Origin of the sequence: Affinundibacterium flavidum (assembly GCF_014284175.1) — a bacterium.
GTDB lineage: Bacteria > Pseudomonadota > Gammaproteobacteria > Burkholderiales > Burkholderiaceae_D > Undibacterium > Undibacterium flavidum.
In genome coordinates, this window is record NZ_JACOGA010000027.1 from 25,834 (window position 1) to 45,633 (window position 19,800).

The 19,800-nt window shown below is 47.1% G+C and carries 15 protein-coding genes and 1 tRNA gene; 8 read left to right on the forward strand and 8 right to left on the reverse strand.

What is annotated here, in order from left to right; translation table 11 throughout:
- The first annotated feature begins 145 nt into the window (after nucleotides 1-145).
- From H8K55_RS20320 to H8K55_RS20330, 3 genes are all read left to right on the forward strand, one after another.
- A complete protein-coding gene (locus tag H8K55_RS20320; protein WP_186943948.1) occupies nucleotides 146-1,726 on the forward strand; it encodes an amidohydrolase family protein in 1,581 nt (526 codons plus the stop codon).
- 160 nt (nucleotides 1,727-1,886) lie between these two features.
- Nucleotides 1,887-3,185, forward strand: coding sequence for an HD-GYP domain-containing protein (locus H8K55_RS20325; RefSeq protein ID WP_186943949.1), 1,299 nt, complete (start codon nucleotides 1,887-1,889; stop codon nucleotides 3,183-3,185).
- 69 nt (nucleotides 3,186-3,254) lie between these two features.
- The gene (locus H8K55_RS20330) at nucleotides 3,255-5,132 is read left to right on the forward strand and encodes an ATP-binding protein (protein ID WP_186943950.1); all 1,878 of its coding nucleotides are present in this window, start codon (nucleotides 3,255-3,257) and stop codon (nucleotides 5,130-5,132) included.
- An 84-nt stretch (nucleotides 5,133-5,216) separates the two neighbouring features.
- On the opposite strand, the gene H8K55_RS20335 is transcribed toward H8K55_RS20330, so the two are convergent.
- Entirely contained in the window at nucleotides 5,217-5,684 is a 468-nt protein-coding gene (locus tag H8K55_RS20335; RefSeq protein ID WP_186943952.1) for a nuclear transport factor 2 family protein, read from the reverse strand.
- 19 nt (nucleotides 5,685-5,703) lie between these two features.
- On the reverse strand, nucleotides 5,704-6,060 hold the full coding sequence (locus H8K55_RS20340) for a hypothetical protein (protein ID WP_186943954.1): 357 nt from the start codon (nucleotides 6,058-6,060) through the stop codon (nucleotides 5,704-5,706).
- 338 nt (nucleotides 6,061-6,398) lie between these two features.
- Here H8K55_RS20340 and H8K55_RS20345 point away from each other — a divergent pair, with 338 nt between their 5' ends.
- Together H8K55_RS20345 and dinB are read left to right on the forward strand one after the other, a co-directional pair.
- Nucleotides 6,399-7,169 (forward strand): DUF481 domain-containing protein, encoded by a 771-nt coding sequence (locus H8K55_RS20345; protein ID WP_186943955.1) that lies wholly within the window; start codon nucleotides 6,399-6,401, stop codon nucleotides 7,167-7,169.
- A 112-nt stretch (nucleotides 7,170-7,281) separates the two neighbouring features.
- Nucleotides 7,282-8,340 (forward strand): DNA polymerase IV, encoded by a 1,059-nt coding sequence (gene dinB / locus H8K55_RS20350; protein WP_186943956.1) that lies wholly within the window; start codon nucleotides 7,282-7,284, stop codon nucleotides 8,338-8,340.
- Between the two features lie 49 nt (nucleotides 8,341-8,389).
- Here dinB and H8K55_RS20355 read toward each other — a convergent pair whose 3' ends face one another.
- The 3 genes from H8K55_RS20355 to H8K55_RS20365 all read right to left on the reverse strand — a co-directional run bounded on the left by H8K55_RS20355 (nucleotide 8,390) and on the right by H8K55_RS20365 (nucleotide 10,929).
- Nucleotides 8,390-9,847: a pyridoxal phosphate-dependent decarboxylase family protein gene (locus H8K55_RS20355; RefSeq protein ID WP_230408741.1), complete on the reverse strand. Its 1,458-nt coding sequence runs from the start codon at nucleotides 9,845-9,847 to the stop codon at nucleotides 8,390-8,392.
- 293 nt (nucleotides 9,848-10,140) lie between these two features.
- Entirely contained in the window at nucleotides 10,141-10,515 is a 375-nt protein-coding gene (locus tag H8K55_RS20360; protein ID WP_186943958.1) for a flagellar protein FlaG, read from the reverse strand.
- A 337-nt stretch (nucleotides 10,516-10,852) separates the two neighbouring features.
- Nucleotides 10,853-10,929 (reverse strand) — tRNA-Arg (locus H8K55_RS20365).
- Between the two features lie 230 nt (nucleotides 10,930-11,159).
- Here H8K55_RS20365 and H8K55_RS20370 point away from each other — a divergent pair.
- Nucleotides 11,160-11,705, forward strand: a complete 546-nt coding sequence (locus H8K55_RS20370; protein WP_186943960.1) for a c-type cytochrome — start codon at nucleotides 11,160-11,162, stop codon at nucleotides 11,703-11,705.
- 84 nt (nucleotides 11,706-11,789) lie between these two features.
- Here H8K55_RS20370 and H8K55_RS20375 read toward each other — a convergent pair whose 3' ends face one another.
- The 3 genes from H8K55_RS20375 to H8K55_RS20385 form a co-directional block, all read right to left on the reverse strand.
- Nucleotides 11,790-13,823, reverse strand: a complete 2,034-nt coding sequence (locus tag H8K55_RS20375) for an NADPH-dependent 2,4-dienoyl-CoA reductase (protein WP_186943962.1) — start codon at nucleotides 13,821-13,823, stop codon at nucleotides 11,790-11,792.
- 215 nt (nucleotides 13,824-14,038) lie between these two features.
- A complete protein-coding gene (locus H8K55_RS20380) occupies nucleotides 14,039-14,443 on the reverse strand; it encodes a BLUF domain-containing protein (RefSeq protein ID WP_186943964.1) in 405 nt (134 codons plus the stop codon).
- 93 nt (nucleotides 14,444-14,536) lie between these two features.
- Nucleotides 14,537-17,038, reverse strand: coding sequence for a zinc-dependent metalloprotease (locus tag H8K55_RS20385; protein WP_186943965.1), 2,502 nt, complete (start codon nucleotides 17,036-17,038; stop codon nucleotides 14,537-14,539).
- Nucleotides 17,039-17,438: 400 nt separating this feature from the next.
- On the opposite strand from H8K55_RS20385, the gene H8K55_RS20390 reads away from it, so the two are divergent.
- Both H8K55_RS20390 and H8K55_RS20395 read left to right on the forward strand, forming a co-directional pair.
- A complete protein-coding gene (locus H8K55_RS20390) occupies nucleotides 17,439-18,254 on the forward strand; it encodes a substrate-binding periplasmic protein (protein ID WP_186943967.1) in 816 nt (271 codons plus the stop codon).
- Between the two features lie 45 nt (nucleotides 18,255-18,299).
- Nucleotides 18,300-19,652, forward strand: coding sequence for an MATE family efflux transporter (locus tag H8K55_RS20395; protein ID WP_186943969.1), 1,353 nt, complete (start codon nucleotides 18,300-18,302; stop codon nucleotides 19,650-19,652).
- Nucleotides 19,653-19,800 lie beyond the last annotated feature (148 nt).

Here is a 19,800-nt window from a genome sequence, read left to right on the forward strand (position 1 = left end):
CACCTACTACTCATATCGTTCTTGCAAGCCGGAAAGCCAGATAGTGCTCCCACCTATATTTCTTGATGGAACTAAACTTCTGCTTGATACTCCATACTTCTGCGCCGCATCAACGCCGCCTCAGAAAAATCCTGGAGATCCTACGATGAATAAAAATTATAAACACCTACTAGCTGCCTTATGCTTGCTGAGTAGCACCGCCGTACTTGCCGACGACCATAGCTTCAAAGTCACACCAGCACCAGCGCGACACGACGGACAAGGCCCTTATACGCAGCTGATTTTACGTGAAGTTACTGTAATTAATGGTACTGGTGCCCCTGCATTTGGGCCGGCAGACATTGTGATTGAAGGCAATAAGATAACGCAGGTTGCAATCGTTGGTACGCCGACATCATCGGTGCGCAGCGGCCGACCAAAGCTCAAAGAAGGTGGGACAGAACTACAACTCGCTGGTCATTATGTGATGCCAGGCATAGTTGATATGCACGGTCACATTGGTGGTGCCGAACAAGGCACGCCCGCCGAATATGTTTACAAACTATGGATGGGACACGGCATCACCACAATACGTGATCCATCTTGCGGCAACGGCCTAGAATTCTGCTTAAGCGAAAAAAAACGCAGTGCGGAAAATAAAATCACGGCACCGCGGATTCTTGCTTATCCATTTTTTGGACAAGGGCAAAACAAACCATTCACCGACCCAGAACAAGCGCGAGCGTGGGTACGCGAAATGAAAGCAAAAGGCGCCGATGGCCTGAAATGTTTTGGCTACCGTCCTGATATTTTGCAAGCAGCCTTAGAGGAAACCAAAAAAGTCGGTATGCGCTCGGCTTGTCACCATGCGCAAATCGATGTGGCTCGCGTCAACGTATTAAATACTGCGCGTTGGGGCTTAACTTCGATGGAGCACTGGTATGGGCTACCCGAAGCTTTATTCGATGGACAAACCGTGCAAAATTATCCAGCTGATTACAACTACCAAAACGAGCAACAACGCTTTGCGCAAGCAGGTCGTTTATGGGCGCAAGCTGCCAAACCGGGTAGTGCCAAATGGAATGCCGTGATGGACGAATTATTAAAACTCGATTTCACCATCGATCCTACCTTCACCATTTATCAGGCAACGCGCGATCTGATGCGTGCACGCCGTGCCGACTGGCAAGACGAATACACCTTGCCGACTTTGAGCAAGTTCTTTAGTGCCAACCCTGACTCGCATGGCTCCTTCTTTTTTGATTGGGGTACGGAAGAAGAAGTCGCGTGGAAAGAAAACTACAGGATGTGGATGCGCTTCGTGAATGACTACAAGAACCGTGGTGGACGTGTGACCGTCGGCTCTGATTCTGGATACATTTACAAAGTCTATGGCTTCGGTACTATCGAAGAATTAGAACTCTTACGCGAAGCCGGTTTCCATCCGCTAGAGGTCATGAAAGCCGCCACTTTATCGGGCGCAGAAGCCTTAGGATTACAACAAAGTATAGGCACGATAGAACCCGGCAAATTAGCAGATCTGGCGATTTTGGATGAAAACCCGCTGGCGAACTTCAAAGTGCTATATGGTACTGGTCATATGCGTTTGGATAAATCAGGCAAGCTCAATCAGGTCGGCGGGGTGAAATACACGGTGAAAGACGGCATCATTTATGATGCCAAACAATTACTGGCCGATGTGCGAGATATGGTTAAAAAGGCCAAACAAGAAAAACTATCCCAATAGTCAAACCTTAATCAAGCCTTGATCACACCTTGATCAAGAGCTTTTCTTTGAGTTAAGGCAAACGATATGCACAGGTCGACACGGTTTTTTTGCAATCTAAAAATGCCTGTGCTATCGTCAATTGATACTCTATTTAGTATGCCCTCTGAATGATAGCGACATGTCCGACGACTCGAAATTGATTGCAATAGATCAAGTCAAAATTGGTATGTTCATCAAACTCGACTTGAGTTGGTTCGAGCATTCTTTTTCGATGAATGCTTTCAAAATCACGAATCAGCAACAACTCAATGACTTACTCGCACTGAATATAAAGCATATCCGTTACTTCCCGTCAAAGTCAGACATGACGCCGAGCAATGCAGCGAATCGCGTCGACCAAGCCATCGTTAGTCCAGCACCCAAAGGCAAAGTATTTGATAGTATCGTCGAAGCGAAGCGTGCACGATTTGAAAAACTGACAAAACAAAGAGAAGAACTCGCGCGTTGCGAAGAAAAATTTGTGCATGCAGCTACGGTAGTACGTAGCATCAATAAGTCCATTTTTTCACAACCAGAAGCAACCATAAAAGAAGCCGAAAAACTGATCGATCATATCGCTGAGGTGTTTATCGATTCCAGTGACACTGTGATGCATTTGATTCAGCAAAGTAATGCCAATGAAGAATTATATTTCCATGCATTGAATGTGTCGGTCTTGGCAATGATGCTAGCGAATGAAATGAAATGCAGCAAGACAGAAATTAAAGAAATTGGCATGGCCGCGCTGTTTCATGATTTAGGTAAAGTCAACGTTCCAGAAAAAATTCTGAATAAGACTGAGCCACTAACAAAACCAGAGCAACATTTTTACGAGCTCCACCCCTACTACGGCATTGATGTCGGGAAGAAAGCAGGCCTATCAGCCAAAGTAATTGAAGTGATAGCGCATCATCATGAACATATCGACGGCAGCGGCTACCCACAAAAATTGAGAGGCGACAGCATACGTCTGCCGACGCGTATCGTCACGATTGCCAATGTGTACGATAACTTATGCAACCATACCGATCCAAATCGTTCACTCACACCACATGAAGCGCTGTCAACCATGTATGCCCACCGTCGTGCGCAATTCGACCCTGCGGTGATGGCAACCATGATCAAGAGCTTAGGTGTCTACCCGCCGGGCACAATAGTGCGTTTATCTAATGAAGCCATTGGCTTAGTCATGAATGTCAATATCGGCAATCCTTTACGGCCACGGGTCTTGGTGTATGACGCTGAAATTCCCAAAGAAGATGCCATCATTCTGGATTTGGCCGAAGAAGGAAGTGATCTATCTATTAGTGCCAGCATTCGCCCAGGCGTATTACCTAAGGCAATATTTAATTACCTCAACCCTTGCAAACGGGTTAATTACTACATCGATTCAAAAACCAAAAATCCCGTGGTGAATAAAAACAAAAACACGCCTTAAGCGCCAAATAGACTCACAATACATTGATCGCGACGAATGACTAATTCCCACCCCATGCTTAATCAACACATGTTGCATCATCTCCTGCAATATGCGAGCGGGGCTATTATGGTCGTCTTGGCTGCTGACCTATCAATCATCGAGGTCAATCAACGCTGTGCTGAATTACTTGGCCGTTCACGTGACGAGTTAATTGGTGAAAATATCAGCAACATAGAATGCGCCTTGCAAGATTTGTTTTTTTGGGATGACCTCAGCTTAAATCCTCCTCTTGATGGAGACCGAGTCGCCGAAAGTGAGTGGATAACAGCGAACAATCGCATCATCCCTATAGAAAAGCGGGTCTCTGGTTTCAATGATCAAACCGGGGCTTATTGGATCATACACGCGGAAGATTTGACCAGTCGTCGGCGCATGATGCAGGATCAAATCCAACTTGCCTCACAACTACAAAGCTCTCTCGAAGCTACCGCAGAAGGAATTTTATCGGTCGATCTACATGGCAAAGTCATCAATCTAAATCGTCGTTTTGTGGCGATGTGGGATTTGAGCGATGAACTCATAGTCGCTCGTGAAGAAAGCTCGATGTTGCAGCATGTGCTGAGTAAGCTGCAATACTCTGATGATTTTTTTGCTGTACTCGCGCATCTAAAAGACTTTCCCGAGGCGGAAAGCGAAAATAGCCTAAGCCTAATCGATGGTCGCCACTTCATCTGTGTATCCAAACCAGAATTCTTACGTGACCGCTTAGTCGGCAGAGTTTTCAGTGTGCGCGACATTACGGCAATCAAGAAAGTTGAAAATGATTTAGTCGATGCCCTAGGTCTAGCGGAGCAAGCTGTACACGACAAGTCACTAATGTTAGAAGCACTTAAACTCAGCGAGTCGCGCCTGCGTCGCTTAATCAACTCTAGTTTAATAGGCATATTCCAGGGCGACATGAGCGGCCACCTGACATTGGTCAACGATGTTTTCCTCAATCTATTAGGAGTACGAAGAGATGAATTAATCGGTCAACATGTCGATTGGTTGAAACTCACTTCACCTAAGTATATAGAAGCCCATCAAGCAGCTCTCCAGAGTTTACAACAGCACGGACATACCAACCCATTTGAAGCAGAGCTACAAAATCACGATGGCAGCAAAGTGCCCGTGATGGTAGGTCTGGCACAATTAGAAGGATCGAGTTTTGAATGGGTGGGGTTTGTCTTAGACCTCACGGCGCAGAAGAAAGCCGACAAAGTTAAGGCTGAATTCCTATCGGTCGTGAGTCACGAACTGCGCACACCACTGACATCGATACGTGGTGCGTTGGGCTTACTTGAACATGGTGCAGCTGGAAATTTATCGCCGAAAATTCAACATCTGATTCAGATCGCGCATAGAAATAGTCAACGTCTGGGAAAACTGGTGAACGACTTACTCGACATGGAGAAAATCAGCTCTGGAAAAATGGAATTCAAATCGGAAATTTTTGATTTACATGCACTCGCACAACAAGCGATTGAAGCAAATTCCAACTACGCCAACGCCTTAAACATCCGCTACGAATTGCTCAGCAATCATGCTACCAATGCCGTAGCCAATACAGTAGCCAATGCGAGCGGCGATGCAGAACGTGTAATGCAAGTATTCGCCAATTTGCTGTCAAACGCTGCCAAATTTTCACCCAAAGCCGCGGTCGTCAAAATACGTTTACTCAGAGAGGCACTGCATTGGAAAATTGAAATTGAAGATCAAGGTGCCGGTATTCCACTTGAATTCCAACAGCACATTTTTACACGATTCGCACAGGCAGATGGCTCAGATACACGACAACAAGGCGGCACCGGCTTGGGTCTAAGTATCGCCAAATCCTTCGTGGAAAAAATGGGTGGCACCATCGGTTTTGAAAGTGAAATTGGACGTGGTAGCTTGTTTTGGTTCACTCTGCCAGCAATAGACTAGTAGATCTGGCAACTTAGGAGTTGAGATGAAATACTGCCACTGTTCCCCCCTACACCTAAATCACGATCACATGCAATTATCTAATTATTTTTTCTCAGAAAATTTCCGTAAATTCTTGGCCGCCAGATGGCGAATCTTATTTTGCACCAAGGGCAAACGGCCGAGCAAATATCCTTTCCACCCCATCGCCTGACGACTCCATTTCCACAAGTCGAAATGATCACGATGTCGACAAATTTTTCCATCCCTGAATGTAAATTTAGCGTGGATGTCATTCACCACATGGCGACCAGTCTGACTAAAACAGTAGCTGGCAACCCAATGTGCACTGCCTTCCGTATCATTCGCTTCGACCTGATCAAATACCAAAGAAAAATCTTGGGCACGTGAAGTTAACATGCGCCACATATCGCCCGCGTCATTTCCACGCAAGTCGGTAAATACCGGATCTGAGAACTGAATATCATCGGTATAACAAGCGCACATCGCAGCCGCATCAAGTTTTTGAAACGCTTGATAAAACTGTTCAATCAGTTGGGCATTTGGATGCATGTTATCTCCTGGATTTATATTATTTTGCACTGGCACTTGCAGAAGCAGAGCCATGCTCAGATGCTGCCGAGGCGGCAGCGGAAGCTTCCGCAGAATTGCTGGCGTTCACACTGGGTTTAACTTCGGCAATGTTATTTTCACGCATATAGTCATTCATTTCCTTCCAGCCTGCATACACTGCAGCACGTGCAGCATCTGGATTGAGCGCATAGCAATCTTCAATTCCGCGCCCGGCATGACGGCAGGCACTACCCGTTGCTCGTGCATCGGCTTCGTGCGCCGCAGCTTCCTTTGCCGGATCAGGTAATCCCAAGCGATCGCAACCGCCTAAGCACAGTAAGCTCAGGCTCAAAAGAATCTTTAAATATTCCAACATCGCATCACCACTTTTCTTTTTAAATTCTCACGATGAATCTCTATGCGGTCCACATAGAAGCTGTTGGTACATTGTAAAACAGAAAAGTCTAAGTGTCGCTAAGACTAAATGCTATTTCATTCTTTCTTTGCACTGAACACACAAGACGAATTCACCATCCAGTCTAATCTGGAAGCTGACTACTGAACTTTCGCGTGCGACTTATGTCAACTCGCCTACCGCAAGCATCGTTAAGTAAATCTTGCCTGAAAGACGCTCGCCTCAATCTTCAGGTTCGCTTATATAATTCCGACCAACATAATGCGGACCAACACCGCCTCAATTTAGGAAGTTTTTTCATGTCGCACACTACATCTCGTCTATCCCTTTCATTTTTCGCTATGAGCCTTGTAGGCTGCATTGGTGCCGGCTCGGTGCAAGCACAAACACTACAGGATAGTTTGTGGCATGGCGGTGTGGCCGTTGGTGGCACTTACGCGTCCAGCGCGAATATCGCGCAAACATTCAATCTAAGTGCGAATGCAGTGAAAGCTAGCAAAGAAGACAAATTAGGCGTCTACACCGTGATGAACTATGGCAGTAACACGGCGAATCAAATTAAAACGACCACGGCACAATTATTGCGTCTGGGTGGTCGCTATGACTACAACTTGTCGGAGTCACGCTTCTTCTTTGGCGGTAGTGAATTGGAGACCAACAAGATTCAAAACATCGATTCACGCTATTCATTGAATGCTGGTGCAGGTTTTAAGCTGATTAAGAGCGACGAAACTTCTTTTGATCTGTTTACCGGTATCGGCTATTCTGACACCCGATTTGGTACCACTATTCCTCCCTCACCGAGTAGCAAGAAAGGTGTGGAATTGCTGCTCGGTGAAGAGTCTACCCATAAGTTGAGCGCCACGTCGAGCATCAAACAACGCTGGTCTATTTATCCCGGTAGCGCTGACATCGGTACCCGAAGCACCTTCGATATCGGCCTTGCGACTGTCGTTGCGAATGGCTGGACGCTCAATGCCAGCGCCGCTGTCAGCTATACCAGCAAACCCAGTAATAACTTTAAACGCACTAGCAGCCTGATCACGTTTGGCTTTGGTTACAAGTACTAGGGTCTGTTGACGGTTTAAATTGGCATACCAGGCATACTAAGAATATGCGAGGGCTGTAGCATCGGTTAAAATACTGGATAAATAACCAGTATTTGAATTTTCTATTTCCGCTATGAAACCGGTACAACGCAAAATCATCCATTGTGATTGCGATTGCTTTTATGCCTCTGTTGAGATGCGGGATGATCCGCGTCTGCGCGAAGTACCTTTAGCCATTGGCGGTAGAGCAGATCAGCGCGGCGTGGTTGCGACTTGCAATTATGCTGCGCGTAAATTTGGCGTGCGTTCTGCCATGCCAACTTCGCAAGCCCTGAAGCGTTGCCCAGACTTAGTCGTCATGCGTCCGAATATGGACAAATATAGAGTCGCGTCACGCCAGATCTTGAGCATTTATCGCGACTATACCGATTTGGTTGAACCCTTATCCTTGGATGAGGCCTATCTGGATGTCAGCCTGACGCCGCAATTGCAAGGCAGTGCGACCAGAATCGCGCAAGAAATACGACATAGTATCTTTCAAGATGTCGGCATCACGGTCTCGGCGGGTGTCGCTCCGAATAAATTTCTCGCCAAAATTGCCAGTGACTGGAACAAACCAGATGGACTATATGTGATCTTGCCTGAGCAAGTGGAAGGTTTTGTGGCGCAGTTAGAAGTCGATAGATTGTTTGGTGTCGGCAAAGTCACGGCAGCCAAGCTCCATCAACTCGGCATTAAGACTTGTGCGGATTTATTACACTGGTCCTTGCCAGATCTGTTACAGCAATTTGGAAAATTGGGTGCGGGTTTGTTTTCACTCTGCCGTGGCATCGACGAACGCGCGGTCGTCGCCAGTTCTGAGCGTAAATCGATCAGTGTTGAAGAAACCTATACGCATGACTTACGCGATTTTGAGCACTGCATCGCGGAGCTACCAGTGCTCTATGCCGAACTGGAAAAACAAGTCGCGCGCACTGGTAAAACATCACAAATCAATAAATTGAATATCAAAATTCGTTTCAATGACTTCAAACAAACCACGGTCGAATGTCGCGCCAGTCAACTTGATCAACAAGTTTTTGCCGATCTGTTACAGATCGGCTACCAGCGTCGCAAGCGCCCCGTGCGCTTGATCGGTTTGGGGATCAGCGTCAGCGACAAGCCCAGCGATGAGCAGCTCACCCTGTTTTAAAAGCATCGTCAATAACCGGCACAAAATGTGTTTGTAATCGATACGCTACTTATGATTGATTTTGTTGCGTCAACTGAGCGCCAAATCGCAGTACAGCATCGATCATTTTATCGATATCAACACGCGTAGTGCGATGATTCACCAACGCTACCCGTATCGCTAACTGCGCATTGACTTTCGTCGTCGATGGTGCCGCAATCCCTGATTCATGCAATTCAAAAACAATATCGCGATTGAGATCATCCGCATCACTTTGCTGATTCGCACGATAGCGGAAACAAACAATATTCAAGTTCACCGGCGCTAATAATTCCAAAGCGGCTTCCTGCTGTATGCGTTGTTGAAGATACTGCGCAAGTTCGCAAGTATGTTCTATCATCTTACCCAGTTGTTCTACGCCGTACACTTGTATTGTGAACCAAGCTTTCAAAGCGCGAAAACCACGCGATAAATCTGGACCAAAATCACAAGGCCAACGCTCTCCAGCTGCGATGCCACGGGTTTCTCGTTTTAAATAACTGGTGGGTGTTGCAAAGGTATCGAAGTGCCATTGCCCGTCGCGCACCAAAATATAGCCGGCATCATATTGGACTTGTGCCCATTTATGAAAATCGAAAGCGATAGAATCTGCGCGCTCTATGCCTTTCAAACGCGGTGCAATCTCGGCCGACAACATCGCTAATGCGCCATAGGCACCATCAATGTGAAACCAAAGTCCTTGTGCCTGCGCTACATTCGCAATTGCGTCCAAATCATCAATCGCGCCGACATCGACAGTACCAGCGGTACCCGCAATCAGAAACGGCGTGTAACCAGCGACGCGATCTGCCGCAATGGCCGCTTCCAGCTGCGCAATATCCATCTCAAAAGCCGCATTCACCGGAATCAAACGCAGAGCGTCTATTCCTATACCCGCCATATCTATCGCTTGTGATACGCAGGCATGCGCACCTATCGAAGCATATGCCACCAAGCGCTGCGGACTAGCAGCAAGCCCCTGTCGACGACTCGCAAGACCTAAGGCTTTGGTACGCGCTACCAGCACGGCAATAAAATTCGCAATCGAAGTCCCAGTCACAAATAAACCGCTAGCGCTGTCAGGAAATTGAAACAATTCACGCATCCATTGCGTCACTTGTTTTTCTACTTCTATAGGCATTTGATCGCGTCCGCCAAGATTCGCATTTAAGCCAGCCGCCAGCATTTCTGCCAACATGCCGACCGGGGTGCCACCACCTTGCACCCAGCCCATAAAACCCGGATGAGAATTACCAACGGCATAGGGCAAAACTTCTTGCATGAAGCGTTGATGTACCTCAGCCAGATCGCTTGCTTGTTGCGGCAAAGCTTGTTGAAATTTTCCACGCACCTGATCTGGAATGTTTTGCCAAACTGGACGTTCGCGAATATGTTCTATGTAGTCCAACATATCATCGAGCATACGATGTCCATTGGCGCGTAAATCACTCCAATCTTGTGGGTCTAGGCTACGGGAAATTTCGGTCATGATTAATTGAATACTAAGTGGATGCTAAGAATAGAAATACGGCAGACAAGCAATCAACAGCTATCTAGTCTGGCTATTTTCTAAGGGTAATTTGGAAGAGTAACGAAGGATAACAACTATTTTGGATTTTTGCCGTGCTTTGATGATCGGATCAAATTTTGATGGCACTTATTTAAGCACCGATTGTGATAATAACGAGCATGTGTGCTGAGCATCTCAACTTAGACTGCGACAATTCGCGCTTCACAATCCAAGCCAGATGTTATTAGATTTCACGTGTACTGAGACTACACTCAGGCATGTTCATTCAAAAGCATACCGTTCTTTTGATCTAATGATTTTGCCAACTCTAATACTTCTTGGTTGGGAATTTGACGAATCAATTCATTGGTTTCTCTATCAACGATACGCACTACTACTCTGCCAGATTCCTGATCGACGTTTAAATTGACGCTATTGTTTTCGTTGAAAAACCGATTAATCGCTTCCACCGATTTTTTCAAATCCGCATCACTGACCGCATCTCCAGCTTGATGACCGGCATCCGCTTGATGCACTTTTTCCACGCTTAAATTCTCTCGAATCACAACGCGCGCATCGGTAGGCGCAGCGGCACTAGTCACATTCGTGATACGTGAAACAGCCGCGGTAACTTGATTGATACTCATTTCATTCACCAATACCTATCTGGTTTGCTACTCGTCATCATTAAAAGAATTGACCCAAGCGGATTAACCCGTATAGTACTTATCGGTGCAATTGGCGAAAAATTTAATTTATTTATGGAAATTTTCACAGAAGTATCAATTTGTATTTCATCCAAAATATGATTCGCGGCCATTAGTGAAATTGCTCACCATTCATATCAAATTTCCGTAAAATATTGGCAACATCATCGTGTCATCAGCCCAGGTGGCCTAAGCACAATTGAGTTAGAGAAATGAAACTGCAGGTGAAGTAAGTGTCGCCAGAACTAAATAACGACATCACAAGCTAATTGAGATTTGGTGCGCCAGACACGATTCGAACGTGCGACCCCAGCCTTCGGAGGGCTGTACTCTATCCATCTGAGCTACTGGCGCTATGAGAAATACAAAAAGAGGCGCGTATTCTACCGCAAATTATGTGCAAGCTCTTTAGCAATTCTTGGCAATTTTGTTGATTTCTTGGATATTTACCTGGTCACTAGCCACGCGAACGCCTATTTTTCATTCCAAAACACACGCTTTAGCTCTATAATCTGATGTTTTACGCCAAGCCAAACCTAATACGTGGCTAGCAAACTTCACATTATTTTTGCATTGAGGAAACCATGAGCGACGCCCACGACGAACACGAATCATCGATTAAGACGCCTAAGCAACTGATCGTTGCCGTTCTTGCCGGATTTATCGTCCCTATTTTGATTATTGTGTTGTTGGTTAAATTTGTTTCCAGCAGCAACTCAGTTGGCGCTGGCTCTAATAGCCAAACGCCAGAAGCGATTGCAGCACGTATCAGCCCAGTAGCAAACGAAGGCTTTACATTTGTCGATGCAAATGGTCCTAAAGTCTTGCAAACTGGCGAAGCCGTGTATAAAGCAGCTTGTGCAGCTTGTCATGGCACTGGCGCAGCAGGTGCACCGAAATTTGGTGATGCAGGTGCTTGGGGTCCACGTATTGCACAAGGCTATGACACTGTCGTGAAACATGCGGTCGAAGGTTTACGTGCGATGCCAGCTAAAGGTGGCAATCCTGACCTCGACAACATCGAAGTTGCGCGCGCAGTAGTGCACATGGCCAATGCCGGTGGTGCGAAATTTAAAGAACCAGAAGTCAAAGCATCTGCTTCAGCATCCGCGGAAGCTTCTGCAAAATAATTTCTGATTCAGGAGTGCAAAAAAGCCAGTCGATTGACTGGCTTTTTTGTTTTTAAAAGCTGACTGCGAACCTGACTTCACGCCTCACAAAGACGCAGCTAATTCGGCACCTTCTTTAATCGCCCGCTTAGCATCTAATTCGGACGCTAAAGCAGCGCCGCCTACCTTATGAAAACGTGGGCCTGATGCACTCTCTTGGGTCGGCATCAATTCCGTCAAGGACTCTTGACCTGCACACAAAATCACATGATCCACGTCAAGTATCTGCGCTTGTCCGCCTATGCTGATATGCAAACCCTGATCATCAACTTTATGATATTCAACTCCCGCCATCATCTTGACTTTGTTGCGCTGAAGAGTCGCACGATGTACCCAGCCAGAAGTTTTACCCAAGCCTGCACCGACCTTGCTGGCTTTGCGTTGCAATAAGTAGATATCGCGAATTGGATGCGGTGCAATTGGCTGCACCAAACCACCATGTTGTTTCGCTTGCAGATCAATACCCCACTCGCCTAGCCAAGTCTCTAGCGGTATCGGTAATGGTGTATTGGCGTCGTGTAACAAATACTCCGCCACATCAAAACCAATACCACCGGCACCAACAATCGCCACTTTTTTTCCGACCGCTTTTTTGTGTAGGAGCACGTCAAGGTAGGACATCACTTTCGGATGATCGATGCCTTCAATTTTCGGCGTGCGTGGCGTGATGCCAGTCGCGACAATAATATGATCAAAGCCCTGTGCTAGCAATTCTTCCCGCGTTACGCGCTTGCCCAAATGCAGTTTGACCCCGGTGATTTCCAAACGTTTGCTGAAGTAACGCAGGGTTTCTTTAAACTCTTCTTTGCCCGGGACTTGCATCGCAATCTTGAATTGTCCACCAACACTGTCAGCACTATCAAACAAGCTGACATCGTGTCCACAAGCTGCTGCCACTGTAGCAGCAGATAATCCCGCTGGTCCTGCTCCCACCACGGCGACACGCTTCGCGACGGTCTTTTTCAGATACTGCAACTCAGTCTCATGCGCAGCACGTGGATTCACCAAGCAACTGGCGCGTTGATTGGAGAAAGTATGATCGAGACAAGCTTGATTACAAGCGATACAGGTATTGATTTCATCAACCCGACCTTCGGCAGCTTTCTTCACAAATTCAGGGTCCGCCAAGAACGGACGTGCCATCGAGACCATATCGGCGACACCATTGGCGATCAGGTCTTCTGCCTGCGCAGGCATATTGATCCGGTTCGATGCGACAACGGGAATAGACACCGCTTCTTTTAAGCGCCCAGAAACAGCTGCAAATGCCGCCCGCGGCACCGAGGTGACTATCGTCGGCACCCTTGCTTCATGCCAGCCTATGCCGGTATTAAAAATCGTCACGCCCGCTTTTTCCAAAGCCTGTGCAACCGCGACCACTTCGTCCCAGCTATTCCCGCCTTCGACCAAATCTAAAATCGAATGACGATACATGATAATAAAATTCGCCCCGACTGCAGCTCGTACACGACGGACGATTTCCACCGGCAAGCGCATACGATTTTCTATAGATCCACCCCAACGGTCTGTGCGATGATTCGTCCGCACGCACAAAAATTGATTTAATAAGTAGCCTTCGCTACCCATAATTTCAACGCCGTCATAACCAGATTTTTGTGCCAACTTCGCGCAACGCACATAGTCACGTATCGTGCTTTCTATGCCCGCTTCAGTCAATGCTTTCGGTTTGAATTTGGAAATCGGTGCTTTTTTGTCGGAAGCCGAAACGATGAAGGGCTGATAACCATAACGCCCAGAATGCAGGATCTGCATTACGATCTTGCCGCCTTCTTCATGCACAGCGCGCGTCACTTTGCGGTGATTAAAAATATCGCCGAGGCTATTCATCGTGCCACCAAAAGGTAACAGCCAGCCGCGACGATTTGGTGAAATCCCGCCAGTGACGATCAAGCCTACGCCACCACGTGCGCGTTCTCTAAAATATTCTGCCAGTTTGCCATATTGATAAAAGCGGTCTTCCAGACCTGTATGCATGGATCCCATCATGACGCGATTGCGCAATTGGGTGAAACCTAAATCCAGAGGTTCCAGCAAGTGTGGAAAATGTGCGTTAGACATATACGACCCTATTCAAAAAGCAAGACAAATAGCAAGATCGGACAAGAATACACAAGCTGACTAAAAATGGCGACGATTTAGCTAGGTGAGATTCTCTAAAATGCACAAGAGAATTTATCTAAATGGCAAGCGCAAGACAGTTTGCACGAGCGATCTCTCAAAATAAAATCGTACATCGCACTTATCCAGAACAAATAGTGTGGGCTAAGCGAAACTCAGCGGCAAGAATGGCGCAAAATTTCCAAAGCAATCTGCGGCTGAATTTTAAAGGCACTAAAGTCATCCTGAAAATACGCCTTGTAGGCTGGCATTTGATCCAGCTCATCGGCGCTCAGATGACGAAACCCCATATTCCAGTGCATGAACGCACGTTCCTCTATTGTTTGCTCTAACAATAAAGTCACGTGCTGGTGACGGTTATCGTGTTTGATGTGTTCAAATGTTTGGTGAACTTGTTTGGGTTCGCCTTCCAACACTTGCAGAAACCGGCCATTCGCATACAACAAATGCCCGGTAATCATATGTGCGGTATTGTTTCTGACAGCATGACTATGAATAGACGTCAACACCGATTCATCGCCGACTAAACGACTGGCATATACCAACTGTATCACAGACATTTGAGCTCCCAGACAAGTTTAGAACTATTCATTCCATTCTACGCCTGAATTTTCGCGATAGCCAAATCTCCTTCAGATTGTCCCCTGATCCAACTATATCGGCGCACCCGGTGGTATCGCTGGCAAGGCACGCAACTTCACGCTACCCGGCTCACGCAGATACGACAAGACAAATTCTGCAGCCTGGCGACGACTGCTGGCATTACTGCCTTTACCCGGATTTTTTTGCAGCCATACTGCAAGTTCATGGACGCTCTGACGCACTTCCGCCTGCACTTGCGGATGCAAACGACCGCTATCGATCAGATTTAATACGGCATCAAGCACTACCCAATTGGCGGCTAACTGTACCGCTTCACCAGCCACGATGGAAGCCGGAATGGCGTCACGTTTCCAGGTTTGATCAAACACCATCTGCAAGCTTTCTTGTACGCCTAACTGTTGGGTATCACGTGCATGTTGCCAAGCCAGACGATTAAAGCGCGCGGCATCAAATAAAAATAAACTACTTTGCGCAGCACCCGCTTCTACTGCCGACAGCGCATCAAAAATCACATTCATCCGTCCAGAAAAATATTCTGGTGTACGGCTATAGCCCTCCGATGGCGGCGTCAAAATATCTAAGACGTTTTGCGGCAGAGCGAGATTCTCTGCACGCAGACTACTAGTCATTTTCTGCAATGCCTGACGCTGCACACTAGCTGCAACCGGCTTGCTGCCGGCTTGCACTCTGCCTGCATTGGCATCGCCCGCTAAACCGTATTCATAGTCAGCACCCGCAATCAAACGAGCCACTGCTTCTAACTGATAACGATGCAGCAAATACACGGGCACCAGACGCGCCTCTAATTCGCCTAATTGACGCTGAGGCGGCAACACGGCGGTTGAGAAATTCGTTAATGCACGTTGACGCACTTGCATTAATTGATCATAGGTCTTAATCGAATCTGCACCAAAATCCCATAGCAAACCATTGGGATGCGCAGCACCCGACGAGCGCGAATCACTGTCGGCGACATATTGCAGACCTGCTGCTTTCGCTTCTTGTCGTAGTTTAGCCAAAGCCTGTGCTTCATCTTGCCCAGGGAAATTTGCATACAAATGCTTGATCACAAAATCATCCCACGGTCCCACCCCAACACCATAGGCATTCTTTAATTCTGGCTCACCTTGAGAATTCAAGCTAACGATAGGATGCGGATAATCCATCACCGAACCATTTCCCTGGCGGCTAGGTGCAAAATTATGCGCAATACCCAAGGTGTGTCCGACTTCATGGGCGGCTAATTGACGCAAACGCGCTAAGGCCATTTGTTCTGCCGCGTTTTTCTTTTCTGCGCTACTGGCTTTGCCGTACGGCGCGAGCAAACTCTCCGCAATCAAAATATCTTGGCGTACTCGTTGCGATCCCAGCGTCACTGCGCCTTTAATAATTTCACCCGTGCGTGGATCGGAAACCGCATTGCCGTAAGACCAGCCACGCGTAGCGCGATGCACCCACATAATGGTGTTGTAACGGATGTCCATAGGGTCGACACCCTCGGGCAATAACTCGACTCTGTAGGCGTCTTTAAAACCTGCTTTTTTGAATGCACTACTCCACCACCGCGCGCCATCCAGCAATGCAGAACGCACCGGTTCTGGGGCACCACGATCGAGGTAATACACAATAGGTTTCTTGACCGGGCTGATTGCTGCTGACGGATCAGTTTTTTCTAAACGGTGTCGCAACTGCCACTGCACATTGATGCTATCGGCTAGTGGTGTAGCAAAGTCCATGCGCTCGCTGTCGATGCCGCCCGAACCCGGATGATAGCTGCGCGCTGTATAGCCTTCTGGCAGACGTATCAAACTGATGTGCTGATGTATGCGCAAACTCTTGGCATCGGCTGCCACTTGACGCACGTATTGGCCTTCACCACTGCCAGCAAAAGTCAGCAGCGCTTCCAATTCCGTATTATCCGGAAAGCTTTTCGCTTGTTGACTCAAAACCGTGCTGCGTTTGTCATCCACCGCATAATTACCCTGACGGCTACGCGTTAAACTATCCACAACGCCATGCCGATCAGCAAGCAAAAAAGAAGAAAAATCCACGAGGTGACGCCCATCTTCACTCGCCAAAATATCGCCCGCCCACAACACTGCGCCAGCAAAAGCCTCACGTACCGATGCACGTTCATCCGCATTGACCGAATCCGCGACAAAGTGGGTATTTTCCTGCATCAAAAATAGACGCTTACCATGCCGTTCAAAATGCACCAATTTACTACTACCGACCTGACCACGATCTAAACCAATATCATTCGACCCCAAAGCAAATGGTAGAGAACTGACTAGCAAAAATGCCTTGTTTAACTCGGGCACCGCCATCAAAATTTTTGCTTGTTCAGGCTGAGTCCATAACTCAAACAAGCCACTTTGCTTCTTCATGCCCGCCGTATGTTGAGCGAATCCGGCATTCGCCGAAACACCCGCGCTCGCCGCAGTTGGACTATTTTGTGCATGCGCCAGTGACACGGTGAATGAGGTCGCCGTCGCGAAGACCAGGCTAGACGTAATTAAATTAAGAGTGAAGCGAGACGGTAAAGCTGGCATAGATTGTCCTTAATGAACCGCTGAGTGAAATATGGGGCAATGTTTTGACACTGAAAAATATAAAATAGTTGCCACTATATTCCGAAATTAAAAGCAAAAACTATCTATCCCGAAATCGGCGGAATCTTTCCAAACTTCGGGTCATTTTGACAGCGAACGAAACAACAGATTGTCGTGAAATATGAAGTATCTGTAGGCAAACTTGCTGGAGAAGAAGAAAAACTCAGTTTTCTGCAAACGCCTTTGCTACAATCGATTCAGAAACTGAGCTTGTACGCATGACTTAGATTGACGCGGCTTAGCGTCAAGCTCAACCAAGAAATTCAACAAGAATTTTTGATAAGAAAGATCGCTTGAGAAACTGGCAAAAACAGTTAAGTGGTTCTCAACTTACATTCCTATGCGTTCACAGTCTCCTCTCTGGCAATTCGGCATATCACTCTACCGTGTAGTCATTGCCGCGACGATTTTCGGTCTGTCTATCAATAATGCTGCAGCGCAGGAGACCGTCTATCTCCAGACCATAGAAGAATTTGATCGCGATGGGAAGCCCGTGCCTTTGGCAAAACCAAATCTCGAATTGCTACGCTACATTGCAAAAGATTTGAATCTGCAATTTGACGTCAAACGGGTACCGTGGAAACGCGCCATGGACAATGCACTCGCCAGCGACATCGTATTGATGGGTATGTCTATCACGACAGAACGTAAGAAAAAGTTTATATTTTCTGACCCCATTAATGCCAATGGTAATTGGTTAATTACGCGCTGCGATGCCAAATTTAAGTTTGATAGTTTGAATGATCTCAAAGGTAAATTGATCGGCGTCGTGCTTGGCACCAGTGCTGGCGAAGAATTCGATGCACAAATGAATACGCTATTCAAAATTGAAAATGACACGGGCGCGGGGATTTCACGCCTACAAAAATTAATGGCAAAACGCATGGATGCATTGGTTTGGTACGGGATCACTAGTAGCTACCAGGATATGCAAGCCCAGATCAACCGTAACTATGCGTCACAAAAATTGCCAAACGATACTGACACTTCGCAACCGTTTTGCGTACTGCCCCGCCCCATATCCATCGTTAGCAATCATTTCGCAATGCGTATCAATTCTGATAATCAACGCTTGCTAGAGCGCATCAATCAAGCACTACAGCGGGGACGCAAAGTAGGTGTGATTCCGCCAGTTCGTGCAACAAATTTGGATTAATCCGCTACACTGCCGTTTGTTCAGATGTTTTAGGCAGATTGATTCATGACTGGTACTCACACAATTCAAGGCAAATTTGTCCATGGCTCGACCATGCGACATGTCATCAATATGACAGCGACCGGCTCCATCGGTTTGATTGCCGTTTTCTTAGTAGACGTATTAAACCTGCTGTATATCTCGCAGTTAGGCAAACCCGAACTAGCGGCGGCCATTGGTTATGCCAGTACCTTATTATTTTTTCACACGTCGATTGCGATTGGCTTATCGATCGCCACCACAGCGACCGTATCAAGAGCAATCGGCAGTGGCGATATCAATCTGAGTAAGCAACTCGCTGCGACTTCTTTGATATTAATCAGTGGCATCAGTCTGGTGCTCACATTGGTGACTTATCCGCTACTTGATGGCTTACTCAGCCTGCTGGGTGCGCAAGCAGAAACAGCCAGTCTGGCGAAACGGTTTTGCCAATTCGTATTGCCATCGATTCCTTTGATTAGCTTGGGGATGGGGCTTAGCTCCATATTGCGCGCTTTGGGAGATGGTAAGCGGGCGATGTTTGTCACTTTAGGTGCGGCAATTGCCACCGCCATTTTAGATCCCTTATTTATTTTTGTATTTCAGTGGGGATTGGATGGAGCGGCATACGCCAATGTCTGCGCACGTGCAGTCTTATGCGGTATCGGTACGTATAGCGTACTGCGGATTCATCATTTCTATCTCGCCCCATGTAAACAAGTTTTTCAACGTGGCATGCAAGCTTTTGGCACGATTGGTATTCCAGCTATCTTAACGAATATCGCCACCCCTGTCGGAAATGCCGCGGTCACTTCTTTCATCGCCAAGTATGGCGATCAGGCAGTGGCTGGTTGGGCGGTGGTTTCGCGTTTGATCCCGATGGCATTTGCTGGATTATTTGCGCTATCGGGCGCGATTGGCCCTATCCTAGGACAAAATCTTGGTGCGAAGCGATTTGACCGCCTGCGCTCAACGATGCGCGATAGCTTGAAGCTGACTTTATTTTATGTGCTGATCGTTTGGTTTTTGCTGGCAATTTCCAGCCACTTGATCGCACGGGCGTTTGGCGCACAAGGTATCGCAGCGGATGTGATCGTATTTTTCTGCATCTTCGTCGCCGGCAGTTTTCTGTTTAACGGTAGCCTGTTTGTGGCGAATGCAGCCTTTAATAATCTCGGCTATCCCTTATATTCCACCATGCTCAACTGGGGACGTTCGACCATCGGTGTCATTCCCTTTGTTTGGTTGGGCGGGCAATGGTTCGGTGCACGCGGCGTGATTGCTGGGTATGGTTTAGGCGTGATCTTTTTTGGCGTGGCCGGCGTGTGGTTATGTTTCCGGGTCTTGGAAAAATTAGAACAAAAGCATTGCGAAGCGTAATGCAGCTTTGTTCAATTACCGTGACCCGTCCTGAAATAGATTGACAGTTTTCTTCGTAATGGAAAGGAACGTCAATGAAATCGACAGAACGCAGGAGTCAAAGAGATTACACCTTAGCCTTTAAATTGTCAGTGGTTGATCAGGTAGA